Raw genomic sequence first — 15,851 nt, 5'->3', positions numbered from 1 at the left:
TTGGCGGTCTGCGGTCCCGGCGGGCGGCCGGGTCAGGCGACGGGTGATCTGGTGTGTACGGCGGTGGTGTGCGGGTCGGTGAAGCGGCGTGGGTCGTCCCACAGGAGCTGGATGTCCCGCGCCCAGTGGTCGTCCTCGGCGTCGGCCCGCTGGCGCAGGCTGAGGAACCGGCGGGGGAGTTGGGCGGGCGGCACCTGGGAGACGAGGTCGTCCAGGGCGTCCAGGAACGCCGTACCGGGGCAGTCGGAGTTGCCCGCACACTCCGCCTCCTCCGGGTCGCAGCCCTGCCGGGACCAGACGATCACCGGCGCCGGCGCGTTGAGCGACGTCTCGAAGTGCGGGCGGGTGCGGGCCGCCCGGGACGTCGCCCCGAACCCCGCCAGGCAGGCCTCGGACTGCTGCAGGACCACCCGGAGCTTCCTGGGGTCCTCGCCGCCGCCGCACGCGACGCGGTGCATACGGGCGCCGGTGCGGCTGTCCAGGCGCTGCCAGGCGCTGGTGAGGAGGAGCCGGGTGCTGGATCTGCGCCTGGCCTGGTCGGTCACCACCACCGGGTGCACGCAGCCGAGCGGCGTGTCGTCGTCGGGGCCCCTCTCCCAGCGGTCGACCGGCCAGTCGAGCCAGTCGCGGGGCAGCGCGAAGGCGATCAACTCGTCCGCGCCGGGCGTCAGATGACAGAAGGCGTCCTCTATACGGTCCTGGACACACGCGCGCAGCCGGGCCCGCGGAACCGTCTCCGCGGGGACCGGATGCCGGCGCCCCGCGCTGTACGCCGACACCTCGACCCGCACCAGGTCGTCACCGGCGCCGCTGTGGCCCAGCTCGACGAGGATGGCGCCGGTCTCTGCCGGGGGCGGGGCGGGGAGCCGGGTGTCGCTCCCGGCATGAGGCGGGGTGGTGAGCCGGGTGTCGGTCTCGGCCTTGGGCGGGGCGTTGAGCAGTGCGTCGAGGCGATCGGCGAACCGTGTCACGGTGGCCGCGTCGTCCACCTCGCACAGCACGAACCACGCCGCCGACCACAGGGACCCGAAGCCCTCGGCGGGCGGATTCGGATCGAACGGCCCGGCAGCGGCGGCGTAGAGCCGCACGGGGTCGCAGTCGAGGCCGGCCCGCGCGGCCTTCTCGACGAGCGCGCGAAGCCGGGGGCCGCCGGGGTGGCCGGGGTTCGGGGTGGGGGTCCCAGGGGCGTACGCGGTTTCCGGCGGCGCCGTGAGGAAGTGCGCCGGAAGCGGAGCGCGCGTTCCGCGGTGCGGTGGGCGTCGCGCGGGCGTGGGGTGGGCGGGTCCGGATCCCCGGGCCGGCGCCGCCCCACGCACGTACCCGGACCCCGCGACCGACGCCGCCGGCACGGGCCCGGCACCCACGACCGGCACGAGTTCGCTCAGGTGGGACCAGTAGCGGGCCAGCACATGCGTCGGCATCATCCGGCCGGTGTGTACGGTGCGGGCGCCGGCCGCCGCCGTGACCATGCCGACGACCTGACCGGTGTCGACCAGGGTGACCGCGGCGCCGCTGAAACCGACGGCCAGCGGCTGGCCCTGTCCGCTCCAGGCCTCAAGCTGGATCCACTCGCCGCCGATCAACAGCTCGGTCACGGCACGTAACTCGGCGATCGTGCCGTCGTCGTACCCGGCGGGGAACCCGTAGGCCATGAGCCTGCGGTCGCCGTGCGCGACGTCGGCCGGGGCGAGCGGCGCCGGGGTGATCGGCACCTCGCGGTCCAGTTCCAGTACGGCCAGGTCCCCCAGCTCGGAGACACGGCCGTCCCAGCCGCCGTGCGCGACGACCCGCGCGGCCACGGGGGCGTCCCCGGGGCGCTGCGGGAAGGTCACGGTCACCGGGGCCAGGTCGCTGTTCTCGACGACATGCGCACAGGTCAGCACCTTGTCGCGGGTCACCAGGAAGCCCGCGCCGGACACCGTGCCCCCGCATTCGATGCGGGCGTGCCACTCGGCACTCCTCAGGCCCGTCATGACGCCCCCGTCACCTGCGATCCGTCGATCACGACCATTGTCCCGGACGGCCGCCGAGGCTGTCCCGGTTTCCAGCCACCCTCTTCACTCTCTCCCCACGACTCCGCGAAGCACGCCCAGCTCCACCAAGTCCTGTGGCCGGATACGGAGTTGATCGGCCGTCGCCTCGACCTCCTCCGGCGTCCGCTTCAGGATCGCAGCCGCCAACTCCGGCGCGATGACCGAGAAGTAACTGTCCGGCGTGGCCCACGTGTTGCCCGGCGCCGCCAACGCCAGTGCCCCGCCCGAGCCGCCCTCGCCGATCAGCAGCGTGGTGATCGGCACCCGGGCGGCGGCCACCGCGCCGAACAGGTCAGCGATCGCGGCGCCGACGCCCTGCCGTTCCGCCTCCGCGTCGTTGGCGGCGCCAGGCGTGTCCACCAGGGTCAGCACCGGGATACCGAGCCGGTCGGCGAGGCGGATCAGCCGGGCGGCGGTACGGAAGCCCGCCGGGCGGGTCGCCGTGCCGGTCTGGGCGGCGTACGCGACCGTACGGCCTTCGTGCCTGCCGAAGCCGCACAGCATGCCCTCCGGGTCGGCGCCGCCGCTGCGGTCGCCGCTGATCGTTACGCGGTGGCCGAAGTAGGAGTCCAAGTAGCGCTCGGCGCGCGGGCGTTGCGGTGCGCGGGCGCGTAGGACCGCCTCCCAGCCGGTGGCGGGCATCTGGTCGTGCGTGCCCGCAAGCGCGGAAGGCAGTGGTGCCTCCCGGGCGGGCCGTCCCGTGAACAGCCCCAGCCAGCGGCCCAGCGCCTCCCCCAGATTCTCCGGCGCGACGACCGCGTCCACCGCCCCCGCCGCGACCTGCGCCTGAGCTGTGTATGCCGCCGGATCCGCGTCCGCCGGCCGCACCCGGGAGCCCGCGAAGCCGACCTGGGCGCCGGGCAGGGCGAGGATCACGTCGGCGCCCGCGCCCAGCGTCGCCCAGCCGCCGCCCGTCGTCGGGTCTCTCAGGACCGCGACCTGAGGGAGTCCGGCTTCCCGGGTGAGCGTCGACTGCCGTGCCACGCGCTGGAGTTGGGTCAAGGCGAGCATGCCCTCCTGCATCCGGCTGCCCCCCGTCGCGACCAGCGGGACGACCGGGAGGCGGTGGGCGCGGGCGTACGCGTACGCCGCCTCCAGCCGGTCCCCGGTGCGTTCGCCGAGCGAGCCGCCCAGGAAGCCGAACTCGAACGCCAGGAGCACGGCCCGCGTGCCCGCCACGCTCGCGGTGCCGCAGACGACCGACTCCTGCTCGCCGGTGCGCTCGGCGGCACGTGCGCGCGAGGCGTCGTAGCCCTGCCAGGCGAGCGGGCCATCCGGGCCGGACTCCCGTTCCGGGTGGGGGAGTTCGGCGAAGGTGGAGTCGTCGGCGACCAGTGCGAGGACCTCCCGTGCCGACAGGCGCCGCTCAGTCATGGCGCAGCGCCCGCTTCATGATCTTCCCCATGTCGTTGCGGGGGAGGGCGGCGAGGTGGTGGACGACGCGGGGGCGCTTGTGGGGGGCCAGACGGCGGGCCACGTGGTCCGCCAACTCCTCGTCCGCAGGCGGGGATTGGGGATCCTCCGGCACCACCCACGCCACGATCCGCTCGCCCAGGTCCGCGTCCGGCTCCCCGGTGACGGCCGCCTCCCGCACGCCGGGGTGTTCGAGGAGCGCGTTCTCGATCTCGCCCGCCCCGATCTTGTACCCCCCGCTCTTGATCAGGTCGGTGGCCTTGCGGCCGACGATGCGGACGTACCCGTCGGGATCGCGCACCGCCATGTCGCCGGTGCGGAACCAGCCGTCCGGAGTGAAGGCGGCGGTCGTCGCGTCGGGGCGGTTCAGGTACTCCGTGAACAGGTTCGGGCCGCGCACCTGGATCTCGCCCACCGTCTCGCCGTCGTACGACGGGATCGGCGCCCCGTCCTCCTCGACGAGCCGCAGCTCCACGCCCGGCAACGGCACGCCGACCGTCCCGGCCCTGGCCTCGCCGTCCGCGCGGACGCTCGTGTTCATCAGCGTCTCCGTCATGCCGTACCGCTCGATGACGCGTTGTCCCGTCGCGGAGGTGATGCGCTCGTGGTCGTGCACCGGGAGCGCGGCCGAGCCCGAGACCAAAAGGCGGGCCCGGCCCAGCGCCTTCGCCAACTCCGGCTCCTCGGCGAGCGCCCCGGCGATGCGGTGGTACATCGTCGGTACGCCGAACAGCATGGTCGCGCCGTCGGTCAGCTCACGGGCCACTCCCTGGGTGCTGAACCTGCCGAGGTGGCGTACGGATCCGCCGCGGCGCAGCGGGCCGAGGATGCCGAGGACCAGGCCGTGCACGTGGAACAGGGGCAGGCCGTGGACCAGGACGTCGTCGGCGGTCCACTGCCAGGCGTCGGCGAGCGCGTCCAGGGTGGTGGCGATCGCCCGGCGCGGGATGACGGCGCCCTTGGGCGGGCCCGTGGTGCCGGAGGTGTAGACGACGAGGGCGGGGTCCTCGTCGGACACCTGCGGGTCGGGGAGAGGGGCGGGGAGCGGGTCTGCGGCACGCACGTCGACGTCGACGTCGATGCGCTCCAAGTCACCCAGAGCAGCGGGCAGTTCGTCCCCTGCGGCGGCCAGCACCGCCGACGGCGCACTGTCGGACAGGATGTGCCCGAGCTCCTTCTCCCCGGACTTCGGGTTGAGCGGTACGGCGGCGACACCGGCCTGGAGCGCCGCCACCACCGCCACGGCGGTCTCCAGCGCCGGGGTCGCCCACACGGCCACCCGTCCCGCCCCGCCGATCCGCGCCGCGAGGGCGCCGGAGACGGCGCCGAGTTCGCCGTACGTCAGGGAACGGTCGCCGAACCGCAGGGCGGGACGGCCGGCCGGAGCACCCGTCAGGGCGGGGAAGAGTGAGGACACGCGTCGTAACTCCTTCAGTGTTGTCATCGAGGTCGTCGTACGTCTGCCTGTCTACCCCCAGCCCGGCACGACCATCACCAGCCACACCACCGCGGGCACCACCGCCACCACGATCCCTCCGTACATCATGAGCTGCCGGAAGAAACGCTCGCGGTCGACATCCGGTGCCGCGGCCAGCACCAGCGCGCCGTTCGTCGAGAAGGGGCTGACGTCCACGACGGTCGCCGACACCGCGAGCGCCGCCACCATCCCGACCGCCCCGATCTCGCCCTGCGCCAGGAAGGGAACGGCGAGCGGGATGAGCGCGCCCATGATGCCGACGGACGAGGCGAACGCCGACACGATCGCGCCGATGTAGCAGAGCAGCACGGCTGCCAGCAGCGGTACGCCGATGCCGCCGACGCCCTCGCCCGCCCAGGTGATGGTGCCCATCTCGTCCAGGACGCCGACGTACGTCAGCACACCGCAGATCAGCAGCACGGTGGGCCAGGCGATCTCGCCGACCGCCTTCTTGCTGTCCGCCGGCCAGACGGTGCTCAGGACCACGGCGAGGGTGATCGCGGTCAGACCGGCGTCCAGGTCGAGGACGAGCACGGCGACGACGAGGGCGACCAGGGAGACGAGGGTGGCGATGCGGGGTGGGGTGAGGGGGAGGGTGGGGGCGGGGGCCGTTTCGCGGGTGGCGGTCGTGGCGGTCGTGGTGGTTGTGGGGGAGGGGTGGGTGCCGGGATCTGTCTTCGTCCCTGTGCCGCTCCGTTGTGGCTGGTCGCGCCCGCGCGGCGGTAGCCGCACATCGTTCGCAGCCCCGCGCCCCTTTGGGGCGCTTCCGCTGCCCTCTGTCACTGAGCCCTGCCTCCACAGCCCGAGCCCTCCGCACACGACGAACACCACCCCGGCGATGACGAGGTTGACGACGAGGGACGCCAGGAACAGCGCGACCTCGTTCCCCGGCAGCTTCTCCCGCTCGACGATGCCGTTGACGATCGAGCCGTAGATGCTGATGGGCGAGAAGCCGCCGCCCTGCGCGCCGTGCACGACCATCGCGCCCATCAGCAGCGGGCTGATCCCGTAGCGGGCGGCGAAGCTCAGCGCGACCGGCGCGACGATCGCCACGGCGGCCGGACTGACCGCGCCGATCGCCGTGAGCGCGCCGGTGAGGGCGAACATCACCCACGGGATGAGCGCCACCCGGCCCCGGACGAGCCGGATCGCGGCGTGCACCAGCCAGTCGGTGGTGCCGTTGGCGCGGGCGATCGCGAAGAGGTACGTGACACCGACGAGGACGACGAACAGGTCGCCCGGGAAGCCGGCGAAGATGCCGTCCGCGTCCAGGTCGGCGACGAGGGTGCCGACCCCGAAGGCGGCGGCGAAGGCGAGCGCGCCCATGTTGATCGAGCGGGTGGTGGCGATGACGAACACCACGACGAGGACGAGGATCGAGATGAGCTCGGGGGACATACGGGCTCCCGTCTTTGGGTCCCGGAGCGGTTGCGTGCTGCACGCCCCTTCGGTGGCCGAGTGGCTGAGCCACTTCAGGGTGATGGCTGGTTAGCGTGGGCGCGCGGGACAGGGACGTCAAGGGGTCGCGCATGAATTGGCTGAGCCACTCGGCCACCCGCCACCCCGGTGTTACGCTCCCGGCGAGAGGGGGACCCCATGACCGACGCCCTGCGCCCCATGAGCAAGCAGCGCCTCTACGAGCAGGTGCTCGACCGGCTGCGCGCCTACGTCGCCGAGGGCGGCCTCGGCGCCGGGGACCGCCTCCCGACCGAGCGTGACCTGGCCGCCCGGCTGGGGGTCAGCCGGGCCTCCGTGAAGCAGGCGATCGTGGTCCTGGAGGTGCAGGGCCTGGTGGAGGTGCGGCACGGGGGCGGCACGTACCTCGTCCGGGACAGCCTCGACGTGGAGCCGGTGGAGCGGATGGTCGAGCGCCGCCGACGCCTGCCCGACGTGCTGGAGGCGCGCGAGGCCCTGGAGACCAAACTCGCCGAACTGGCCGCCGAGCGCCGCACGGAGGAGGACCTCGCGGCGATGCGGTCGGCGCTCGCGCACATGGCGAAGGAGATCGACGACAACCGTCACGGCGTGGAGGGCGACCGCCTCTTCCACGCCGCGGTCACCGCCGCCGCGCACAGCAGCATCCTCGCCGAGTTCATGCGCTCCATCGCCGACCAGATCGCCGAGAGCCGCACCGAGTCGCTCCGCCAGCCCCACCGCCCGGCCCGCTCCCTGGCCCAGCACCAGGCCATCCTCGACGCGATCGCCGAGGGCAGGCCGGGAGCGGCGGCCGCCGCCATGCGCCGCCATGTCCGTACGGTCGCGAAGGTGCGGCTGCTGGACTGGGAGCCGGAGGAAGAGCGGCCCTAGGCCCTGGCGGGGCGAACCTCCTTGCCATGCACGCGTAATCGCAATGTGGCTGTTACACCACCGCAGGTGAGCTGTCACAGCGCTCTGTGAGGCTCAAGATCCCAACTCCCCTTGTTTTCAGGGGGAGTACGACAACCAGGTCCTCCCCCCACATCCGAACAGGATTGGACCCTCATACATGCACACCGAACTGAGGCGCGCCCCTGCGCCCCGGACCACTCCGGCATGCCCGCCAACTGGCGGATCGCCGACCGACGGGTCGGCGACCGAAGGGCCGGCTCAAGGTCATGTCCTCGCGGTCGGCGCCCCCGGCCCTCGACGCGAAAGGCTCACCCGCACCCTCGAATCCACCGGCTACGCGGTCACCCACGCCGTCCCCGGCGACATCGGCCGCAGCGTCCGGCAGACCCCGCCCGACGCGATCGTCGCCCTCGACGGCGGCCACGGCGGCCTTGGCGGTGTCGACCAGGCCGTGGCGGTCGTGGAGGAGATACGCACCGCACCTCAGGGCCAGGTCCTGCCCCTCGTCATGGTCACCGCCGACCGCGAACCCGCCGGTGTCGCCCGCCTGTTGCGCAGCGGCGCCGACGACTGCCTGCCCGAGGCCGCCGACCCCGTCGAGCTGTCGGCCCGTATCGCGGCGAAGCTGCACCGGGTCCCGGTCCCCGTCGACCGGCTGGCCCTGGACCCGCGCACCGGCCTGTACTCCGCCCCCCACTTCCACGACGAACTCGACCGCGAACTGCGCCGCCCCGGCCCCGGCCGCCGCCAAGGCGTCCTCGCGGTGGTCGGCGTGGCCGAGGCGGACGCGCTGGAGGAACGGTTCGGGGCGCGGGTGCGCCGCGAGGTCGCCGAACGCCTCGCCGGCGTCAGCGAGCGGCTCGGCGACGGCAGCGGCCGGCTCGGCTGGGACGACAAAGGGCGGCTGCTCGTCCTCATGCCCGGCGTCGACGAGGAGACGGCCCGGCGCGCGTTGCGGGACTTCGCCAACGCCGTCGCCGGTACCCGGTTCGTCGTCGCCGACGAGAACGTACGGCTGACCCCGGCCGTCGGCTGGCTCCCCCTGGCCGACGCCGACGGCAGGCGCGCCGACCGGGCCGTCGGACAGGCCGCCGACGCCGTCGCCGAGGCACTGCGCCACCGCGACCTGCGCCCCGTCCGCTACGAGCCGTGGATGCGCGCGGCCACCGCACCACGCCGCCGCGCGAGGAAGGTCGTACGCCCCCTCCTGCTCGCCCTCTCCCCGCTGCTCGCGCTGCTGATCGGCGTGGGCGTGCCGTTCGCGCTGTACGAGCAGACGTACACGGTGCTGGGCTGGGACATCGCCTCGGGGGTCTACTGGGTCGTCGTGGCCGGACTGGTCCTGTCCGCCTCGCTGATCCTCCTCGAATGCCTCTTCTCACTCGACGCGCCCACCCGGCCCGCGACGCCCGCACAGCCGTACCCGCCCGCGAGCGCGGTGATCGCGGCGTACCTGCCGAACGAGGCGGCGACGATCGTCGACACGGTGGAGTCCTTCCTGCGCCTGGACTATCCGAACGACCTGGAGATAGTCCTCGCCTACAACACGCCTCACGGGTTGCCGGTCGAGGACACCCTGCGTGAAATAGCCGACCGCGACCGGCGGTTGGTGCTGCTCCCGGTGCCAGGGAGCACCTCCAAGGCGCAGAACATCAACGCCGCCGTCACGCGGGTGCGCGGCGAGTTCGTCGGCATCTTCGACGCCGACCACCATCCCGCGCCGGACGCCTTCCGCCACGCCTGGGACTGGCTGTCCCACGGCTACGACGTCGTCCAGGGCCACTGCGTGATCCGCAACGGTGACAGCTCCTGGGTGGCCCGGCAGGTCGCCGCCGAGTTCGAGGCGATCTACGCCGTCAGCCACCCGGGTCGCACCCGCCTGTACGGCTTCGGCATCTTCGGCGGCTCCAACGGCTTCTGGCGCACCGACATGCTGGCCCGCATCCGGATGCACGGCTCGATGCTGACGGAGGACATCGACTCGACGCTACGCGCGTTGCAGGAGGGCGCGCGCATCGCCACCGACCGCACGCTGATCTCGCGGGAACTGGCACCCACCCGCCTCAAGCCCCTGTGGAACCAGCGCTCACGCTGGGCACAGGGCTGGCTGCAGGTATCCCTGCGCCACCTCGGGCAGGCACTGCGCCACCCGAACTTCACGCTCCGCCAGAAGGCAGGATTCATAGCCCTGTTGGGCTGGCGCGAGATCCAGCCCTGGCTCTCCCTCCAGATCCTCCCGATCCTCCTCCACTCGGCCGTGCGGGCCGGTGGAGCGGACCGCATCGACTGGGCCACCCCCGCCTGCCTGCTCGCCTTCGCGTTCACGCTCTCGGCGGGCCTGGTGCAGACGGCGTTCGCGGGCCGCCTGGCTCTGCCCGAACTACGCCGCAGGCGCGGCTGGTTCTGGCGCCACGCACTGATCTCCACCGTCTTCTACACCCACTTCAAGAACATCGTGGCCCGGCAGTCCCACCTCAAGGAACTGCTGGGGGACCGGCGTTGGCGGGTGACGCCGCGCGTGGCGGCGACGACGGTCACGCCGGGGACGGCGAAGGCGGTGGGCGGCCGGTGACGAACGCCCCCGCACAGCAGCCGCCGAAGTCCTCCGGTGGCTCCCGCGGCTCCGGTGGCTCCCGTGGCTCCCGCAGTGTCGAACTCCAGGGCTTCCGGGGCCTGGCCGCCCTCAGCACGGTCGTCTTCCACGTCTGGCAGCAGTACTACGTCTACGACGCGCAGGGCGCCCACGCTCCGATCGACAACCCCTACCTCGGGGCGCTGATCTCCCTGGAGGTCATCGACCTGTTCTTCGTCATGTCGGCGTACCTGCTGACGCTCTCCTACGCCCGAGCCGCGATCGACGGCGAGGACCGCACCCGCCCGGGCCGGGACTTCCTCTTCCGCCGGGCGACGCGCATCCTCCCGCTCTACTTTCTCGCGGTCCTGATCGTCTGGTCCGCACGCAACCCGTCCCTCCCCGGCGACTGGCGGGACCTGCTGGAACACCTCACGTTCACGCACGTCTTCGACCAGCAGCGCATCTTCTACACCCTGGGCCCGACCTGGTCGCTCTCCCTGGAGATCGCGTTCTATCTCACCCTGGTAGCCGTGGGCCCCCTGGCGATCCGCGCCTGCCGCCGCCTGGGCACCCGCCGAGCCCGGGTCGCCCTGTGCGCGTCGGGCTGCGCGGCGCTCTACCTGGCCCCGGTCGCCTGGATCGCCGTAGCCCACCACGCCCTCGGCGTCCCGCACACCAACTGGCCGGTGTACTTCGGCCCCCAGGCCCGCCTCGGCGGCTTCGCGGCGGGAATGTTGCTGGCGGTGGTGCTGGTCGCGCTGGGCGAACGGGGGAGGGTGGGCGCACGCCGGGCGACGGCGATGGCGTTGACCGCGGCGGCAGGCCTGTACGCGCTGTCGTACTTCTCCGCACCGGAAAACCCCTGGCACACCTACTACCACCCCTTGGCCGCCCTCCTCTGGTTCGCCCTGCTCTACGCCACCCTCCACATCCGCACGACGGCCCGCCCCCGCTGGCACGCCGTGTTGCGCTCGGGCTGGCTCACGGGCGTGGGCCTGGTCAGCTACAGCCTCTACATCTGGCACGAGCCCCTGATGCTCCTCCTGTACGACACCGGCGCCCTGCCCCGCTCCCAGGCGGGGTTCCCGCTGGCGGTGCTGTTCGTGGTCGCGGCCGGGGTGCTGGTGGCGACGGTGAGCTACTGGGCGGTGGAGTATCCGGGGAGTTTGCTGGCGGGGTTGCGGGACAAGAGGGGGCGGCCGCGGGAGTTCTATCCGGAGCCGGAGCCGGAGCCGGAGTCGAAGCCGGAGCCGGAGTTGGAACCGCGGCCGCTGAGGGAGGTTGAGCCCGCGGGGCGGTGACTCCGACGCGGGACCTTGCTTGATGAGCCGCTGCCCCGCCCACCCAGGGTCGGGGCAGCGGCGCATCAGGATGCGGTGCCCGGTGGCGATGGAGCCGCAAGCCCCTGCGCCACTTGACCCGAACTTTCCTCGCCCTGGGGTGCGCACTCATGTGCCGGCGGCGTCCGCGCCTGCCGCTTCCTGGGCGGCCATGACCTCATCGCCGTACTCGAAGGCCCATGCGCCGACGGCGTCGATGGGCGCCAGCAAGGTCCGGCCCAGAGCGGTGAGTTCGTACTCGACCCGCGAGGGTGCGCCCGGGTGTTCCTGCCGGTCGACCAGACCGTTGAACTGCAGCCGCCGCAGAGTTTCGGTGAGGACCTTGGAGCTGATACCCCCGATCCGCTCCCGCAGTTCGACCGGGCGCCTGGGGCCGTCGCGCAAGGCCCAGAGGACCACGGCGTTCCAGGTGTTGGAGAGCAGGTCGAAGGCGAGTCGGGCGCGGCAGTCGGCGAGGAAGGCGTCGGTCGGCACGTACCAAATGGTGCCTGAGAGGCCCTCTAGCGTCGGTGCGAACGGTGGAAGCCGACACGGAGAGGGCTCGCGTGATGAGAATCGGTGTACTGGGAACGGGCAGCATGGTCGACGCGCTCGCCACCCACTGGGTGCGGGCCGGGCACGAGGTGACCATCGGGGGACGGGACGCACACAAGGCCGAGCGGCTCGCGACGCGCATCGGAGGCGGCGTGAAGCCTGCCGGTCTGCGCTCGGCGGCCGAGTCGGGGCAGGTGGTGCTGGCCGCGTTGCCCTTCGGAGCGGGAGTGGACGTGGCACGGGAACTGGGCGCGGCTCTGGAGGGCAAGGTGCTGCTCGACTGCTCGAACCCGGTCGGCCCGGGTTTCCGGCTGCTCACCGAAGCCGGCCCGTCAGCCGCGCAGCAGTTGGCCGCCGCGGCACCGGCAGCCCACGTGGTCAAGGCGTTCAACCTCTGCCACGAGGACGTATGGCGCATGCGGCCGCCCGTCTTCGGCGGGAGGCCACTGGCCGTGCCGGTCTGCGGGGACGACGAGACGGCCCTCGCGCGGGTACGCGAGTTGGTGAGGGACGTGGGCTGTGAACCCGTGGCCGGCGGCGGTCTCGAACGGGCGGGGCTCCTGGAGGCGACCGCCGCGCTGTTCATCGGGTTGTGGGTCGGCGAGGGAGCGGATGCGCAAGCAATCGCACCTCCGCTGGCGTACGCGGCCGGACCGAGTCAACCGGACATGGAAGGCGACACGGCAGCTTTCCGCCAGGGGTTCTAAGCCTTTTCAGAGTGGCTCATCAACGTGTATGCGTCGCCCCCGTCGCCAACCATGTCACGCCAGTGCTTTTCGGCGGAGCGGATGAGGTCGTCGCCGAGGCGTTCCAGGAATCGGCCTGCCAGGGCGAGCCGGGAGCCGGCAGCGGTCTCGGCCCCGAAGAGCTCGGCGCCGCGCAGCGCGGTGGCGGCGAACCGCTGGTTGGCGGCGACGCTGGCCGCGACGGTCCGCAGGCCCGCCTTGTCGTCGAGGAAATACCGGTGGCGGCGGCCACGGTCGTCGCGGCCGCGGCGGATCAGTTCCTGCTGTTCCAGCAGGCGGACCGCGTACGAGATGGTCGCCGCGCTGACTTGCAGGTGCTGCGCCATCTCGATGGCGGTGCGACTGCCGGTCTCGGAGGCGAACAGGCAGGCCATCACGCGGGCGGCGGTGCGCGGGAGGCCGGTTTCGACAAGTGCCGTGGTGAGGTCGGTGACGAACGCGGCCGTTGCCTCGGGGTCGGGGCCGAGATGCTCGATGGTCCGCCGCACCGGGGCGGGGGGCTGCGGTCGGCGCTGGGCTCGGTAGGTGGTCGCGAGCTGTGCCAGTTCCGCGCGGTATCGGCCAGGTCCGCCGTTGCGCGCGACCTCGCGGCTCACCGTCGAGGCGGGACGGTTCAGACGTCTGGCGATATCGGCGTAGCTCAGGCGCTGCGCCAACCCCGCGGCGATCTGTTGCCGGTCGGCTCGGGTCAGCCTGCGTCCTGGCATCGGGGTCGGTTCCTCCGATTCGGTCGGCTCGGCACACAGTGTGTGCACGGGGCGTCGATCGTTGCAACACCCCTTCTTTCGCCGTGCATTGACCATCACTGTCATTGCAATCGACAGTTGCGCAGCTGACCAGCGCAAATGGCACGGTTCCGAGGAGATCGCCGTTGACTGGCATTTCGCCTCGTACCTAACGTTCGGCACCCCGAGTCGCAACGCGGCAACAGATGTCGATCGATGGTCAGGAGCATCCTTTGCGAGCCAAAGGCATCACCTACGACACTGGCTTCACTCCGGGCGGAAAGAGTTCGCGGCCCGTCTTCGACGCCGAGGCGGTGCGACGCGAGATCCGCGTCATCGCGGACGACCTGCACTGCGATGCCGTGCGGATCACCGGCGGCGACCCCGGGCGACTGGCCCTCGCGGCCCGGCACGCCGCCGACGCCGGGCTTGAGGTCTGGTTCTCTCCATTCCCTTGCGAACTGTCCGCCGAAGAGCTGCTGCCCTACTTCGCCACCTGTGCCGACCGCGCCCAGGAAGTGGGAGCGGACGTCCTCGTCACCGGCTGCGAGCTGAGCCTGTTCGCCGCCGACATTCTCCCCGGAGCCGGAGACGACAGCCTCGCCAGAATCGAAGCCCTGACCAGCGGCGTCCCCGAGGCATTGGCCGGGCTCGCCGAGGTTCCCGCCCGGCTGAACTCCTTGCTGGCCAATATCGCGGAGACGGTGCGCTCACGATTCCGCGGAAAGATCACCTACGCTTCCGGAACGTGGGAACAGGTCGATTGGGCGCCCTTCGACATCGTCAGTGCGGACGCCTACGGCGATTCCAGTGACGCCTTCCGCCAGGGCCTGCGCGAGTATGTCCGGCACGGCAAGCCGCTCGCGGCGACCGAATTCGGCTGCTGCACCTACCGGGGCGCGGCCGAGCGCGGCGGCATGGGCTGGATGGATGTCGTCGATCACGACGCCGATCCGCCCCGCATCAACGGCGATTACGTCCGCGACGAGGATGAACAGGCCCACTACCTACGCGAGATGCTCGCCGTCTTCGACGAGGAAGGCGTGGACACCGCCTTCTGGTTCACCTTCGCCGGCTACGAGTACCCGCACCACGCCGACCCGCGCTTCGACCTCGACATGGCCTCCTACGGGGTATGCAAGCTGATGCCCGAGGGCAGCCTCGCACCGAAACGCTCATTCCACGCCATGGCCGAGGCATACCGGTCAACAACGTCAACGTTGCCTGTCCAGGCTGAGGACGGCCTCTAGCCGGCACGCCGCACTACAGCCTCGGACTTCTCGACCCAGTCGAGGTACCAATCAGCAAATCCGACGTCTCCGAGGGGACTGAACCTTCCGTCCCCCGCACCCTCGTCAAGCCACACCTGCCCCTGCTGCGGGCCGGACACGACCAGCCAGTAGAAATAGCCGCAACCCTCGTGGCTGAGGCACACGGCACCGGACGAGAACCAGTCGAACAGCCTCTCGTCCTCCACCAGCCAGGCGCGATACGCCTCCCGGAACGCTGCTTCGTCCTCGAAGCCGGACTCGACCGGCTCCTTGCGCTCATGCTCGGCCTGAACACGCGCACTCTCCTCGCCACCAGGAAAGGGGAAGCGCAACCGCTCGTGGACCGTACCGCCGCCCGGATCGCTCCACAGCCACCCGGCATCTGCACGGCCCAGGACGGTGAGCCCATATCCGGGCCCGGCCCCGCCGGCACCGACTTCGAGGAGGAAGGCCCGGTAGTCCACGGGCAGCGAGACACCCCACTGAACCTCCGCCTCGGCGACCTCCGCCTCCGACAGCGGACCAGCAAGCCGGAAGTGGTGCCCCGTTCCTCCGTACTTGTCCCACGCGCCGAAGACTTTCCGCGTCTTGTCAGCACGGGCCAGCGCCTCTACCCGCTCTCGGACACCGCTCCAGTTCACCGCCCCCATGAACCGAAGCGTAGGCCAACGGGTCTATGCCGGGCGGATACTGAGCCGAGCCGAGGGGCAGAGTTCGGGCAAGGTGGGGTGTTTCTCGCCGTCACCCGGAGTCGCAGTGACTGGCCCATCGCGCGATTGTGGGCACCGCGCCCGCACTGTACGTTCCCGCTCACGGATCGATGTAGCTCAGGGGGCGGGGATGTCTGGATTTGGCCGCGCGGACAGTGAATGGGAAGAGCTGGTGGATGCCGGTCGTGGCTTCCTGGTTGAGCGAGCGAAGCTGGGCAAGCTCACCTCGTACACAGAGCTCAACGTGACTCTGGCCAGGCGGACGGGCTGCCGTCCTTTCGACTTCGAGCGTGCTGACGAGCGGGCCGCGATGGGGCGTCTGCTCGGGCTGATCGTGGAACGAGACCAGGAAATCGCTCCCTCGGATCCGCCCGTCATGCTCTCGGCCCTGGTGAACTACCTGGGTGCCAACGACGCCGGCTCTGGCTTCTATCAGTTGGCCAAGGAGCTCCAGCTTCTGCCCGCGAGCGCGAAGGCAGAAGAGAAGTTCGGCTTCTGGGTCAAGCAAGTGAAGCAGCTCTACGAACGCCATGGAGCTGGTCCAGCGGTGGCCTGAGATCAAGCACCCTGGGGGTCTGACTGCGTGACAACGCCGATTGGCCTTGGGTCACGTCCGCTGGAGTGGTGTATCGACGGCCACTCGGTGATCTCGTTTTGAGGCTATGCGGTGAGTTCGGTCGGGAGGACGGTCTCGTCGGT

13 protein-coding genes are annotated in these 15,851 nt (G+C 71.5%); 6 read left to right on the top strand and 7 right to left on the bottom strand.

Going from position 1 to position 15,851, the window contains the following annotated elements; genetic code table 11:
- Positions 1-32: 32 nt before the first annotated feature.
- From ACIA8X_RS41180 to ACIA8X_RS41165, 4 genes are all read right to left on the bottom strand, one after another.
- Positions 33-1,973, bottom strand: a complete 1,941-nt coding sequence (locus ACIA8X_RS41180) for a trypsin-like peptidase domain-containing protein (RefSeq protein WP_399460460.1) — start codon at positions 1,971-1,973, stop codon at positions 33-35.
- A gap of 84 nt (positions 1,974-2,057) precedes the next feature.
- Positions 2,058-3,407 carry a carboxyl transferase domain-containing protein gene (locus ACIA8X_RS41175; RefSeq protein ID WP_393461169.1) on the bottom strand — a complete coding sequence of 450 codons (1,350 nt, stop codon included), beginning with the start codon at positions 3,405-3,407 and terminating at the stop codon, positions 2,058-2,060.
- The gene (locus ACIA8X_RS41170; RefSeq protein WP_399460459.1) at positions 3,400-4,863 is read right to left on the bottom strand and encodes an acyl-CoA synthetase; all 1,464 of its coding nucleotides are present in this window, start codon (positions 4,861-4,863) and stop codon (positions 3,400-3,402) included. The genes ACIA8X_RS41175 and ACIA8X_RS41170 overlap by 8 nt, the downstream gene beginning before the upstream one ends.
- A gap of 51 nt (positions 4,864-4,914) precedes the next feature.
- A complete protein-coding gene (locus ACIA8X_RS41165; RefSeq protein ID WP_399460458.1) occupies positions 4,915-6,321 on the bottom strand; it encodes an SLC13 family permease in 1,407 nt (468 codons plus the stop codon).
- A 198-nt stretch (positions 6,322-6,519) separates the two neighbouring features.
- On the opposite strand from ACIA8X_RS41165, the gene ACIA8X_RS41160 reads away from it, so the two are divergent.
- The 3 genes from ACIA8X_RS41160 to ACIA8X_RS41150 all read left to right on the top strand — a co-directional run bounded on the left by ACIA8X_RS41160 (position 6,520) and on the right by ACIA8X_RS41150 (position 11,127).
- The gene (locus tag ACIA8X_RS41160; protein WP_399460457.1) at positions 6,520-7,230 is read left to right on the top strand and encodes a FadR/GntR family transcriptional regulator; all 711 of its coding nucleotides are present in this window, start codon (positions 6,520-6,522) and stop codon (positions 7,228-7,230) included.
- A gap of 178 nt (positions 7,231-7,408) precedes the next feature.
- Complete coding sequence (locus tag ACIA8X_RS41155; RefSeq protein ID WP_399460456.1) at positions 7,409-9,823, top strand: glycosyltransferase; 2,415 nt, start codon at positions 7,409-7,411, stop codon at positions 9,821-9,823.
- A complete protein-coding gene (locus ACIA8X_RS41150; RefSeq protein ID WP_399460455.1) occupies positions 9,820-11,127 on the top strand; it encodes an acyltransferase family protein in 1,308 nt (435 codons plus the stop codon). The genes ACIA8X_RS41155 and ACIA8X_RS41150 overlap by 4 nt, the downstream gene beginning before the upstream one ends.
- Before the next feature lie 147 nt (positions 11,128-11,274).
- On the opposite strand, the gene ACIA8X_RS41145 is transcribed toward ACIA8X_RS41150, so the two are convergent.
- Positions 11,275-11,640 (bottom strand): winged helix-turn-helix transcriptional regulator, encoded by a 366-nt coding sequence (locus ACIA8X_RS41145; RefSeq protein WP_399460454.1) that lies wholly within the window; start codon positions 11,638-11,640, stop codon positions 11,275-11,277.
- A gap of 74 nt (positions 11,641-11,714) precedes the next feature.
- On the opposite strand from ACIA8X_RS41145, the gene ACIA8X_RS41140 reads away from it, so the two are divergent.
- Complete coding sequence (locus ACIA8X_RS41140; protein WP_399460453.1) at positions 11,715-12,407, top strand: NADPH-dependent F420 reductase; 693 nt, start codon at positions 11,715-11,717, stop codon at positions 12,405-12,407.
- Here ACIA8X_RS41140 and ACIA8X_RS41135 read toward each other — a convergent pair.
- Positions 12,404-13,153: a helix-turn-helix domain-containing protein gene (locus tag ACIA8X_RS41135; RefSeq protein ID WP_399460452.1), complete on the bottom strand. Its 750-nt coding sequence runs from the start codon at positions 13,151-13,153 to the stop codon at positions 12,404-12,406. The two genes, ACIA8X_RS41140 and ACIA8X_RS41135, sit on opposite strands and share 4 nt — an antisense overlap.
- Positions 13,154-13,377: 224 nt before the next feature.
- Here ACIA8X_RS41135 and ACIA8X_RS41130 point away from each other — a divergent pair, with 224 nt between their 5' ends.
- Positions 13,378-14,421, top strand: a complete 1,044-nt coding sequence (locus ACIA8X_RS41130; protein ID WP_393461187.1) for a hypothetical protein — start codon at positions 13,378-13,380, stop codon at positions 14,419-14,421.
- On the opposite strand, the gene ACIA8X_RS41125 is transcribed toward ACIA8X_RS41130, so the two are convergent.
- Complete coding sequence (locus tag ACIA8X_RS41125; RefSeq protein ID WP_399460451.1) at positions 14,418-15,092, bottom strand: SMI1/KNR4 family protein; 675 nt, start codon at positions 15,090-15,092, stop codon at positions 14,418-14,420. The genes ACIA8X_RS41130 and ACIA8X_RS41125 overlap by 4 nt on opposite strands.
- 190 nt (positions 15,093-15,282) lie before the next feature.
- On the opposite strand from ACIA8X_RS41125, the gene ACIA8X_RS41120 reads away from it, so the two are divergent.
- The gene (locus tag ACIA8X_RS41120) at positions 15,283-15,708 is read left to right on the top strand and encodes a hypothetical protein (protein WP_393461191.1); all 426 of its coding nucleotides are present in this window, start codon (positions 15,283-15,285) and stop codon (positions 15,706-15,708) included.
- Positions 15,709-15,851: the final 143 nt, after the last annotated feature.

Origin of the sequence: Streptomyces sp. NPDC051738, assembly GCF_044453205.1 — a bacterium.
Classification (GTDB): domain Bacteria; phylum Actinomycetota; class Actinomycetes; order Streptomycetales; family Streptomycetaceae; genus Streptomyces.
Note: the sequence above shows the minus strand (reverse complement) of the source record. Positions and strands in the feature narration are given on the sequence as shown.

Bases quoted from the DNA above. Each gene is read 5' to 3' on its own strand.
- ACIA8X_RS41180 (WP_399460460.1), bottom strand. From the start codon at position 1,973: ATGACGGGCCTGAGGAGTGCCGAGTGGCACGCCCGCATCGAATGCGGG.
- ACIA8X_RS41175 (WP_393461169.1), bottom strand. From the start codon at position 3,407: ATGACTGAGCGGCGCCTGTCGGCACGGGAGGTCCTCGCACTGGTCGCC.
- ACIA8X_RS41165 (WP_399460458.1), bottom strand. From the start codon at position 6,321: ATGTCCCCCGAGCTCATCTCGATCCTCGTCCTCGTCGTGGTGTTCGTC.
- ACIA8X_RS41160 (WP_399460457.1), top strand. From the start codon at position 6,520: ATGACCGACGCCCTGCGCCCCATGAGCAAGCAGCGCCTCTACGAGCAG.
- ACIA8X_RS41155 (WP_399460456.1), top strand. From the start codon at position 7,409: ATGCACACCGAACTGAGGCGCGCCCCTGCGCCCCGGACCACTCCGGCA.
- ACIA8X_RS41140 (WP_399460453.1), top strand. From the start codon at position 11,715: ATGAGAATCGGTGTACTGGGAACGGGCAGCATGGTCGACGCGCTCGCC.
- ACIA8X_RS41135 (WP_399460452.1), bottom strand. From the start codon at position 13,153: ATGCCAGGACGCAGGCTGACCCGAGCCGACCGGCAACAGATCGCCGCG.
- ACIA8X_RS41130 (WP_393461187.1), top strand. From the start codon at position 13,378: ATGTCGATCGATGGTCAGGAGCATCCTTTGCGAGCCAAAGGCATCACC.
- ACIA8X_RS41125 (WP_399460451.1), bottom strand. From the start codon at position 15,092: ATGGGGGCGGTGAACTGGAGCGGTGTCCGAGAGCGGGTAGAGGCGCTG.
- ACIA8X_RS41120 (WP_393461191.1), top strand. From the start codon at position 15,283: ATGTCTGGATTTGGCCGCGCGGACAGTGAATGGGAAGAGCTGGTGGAT.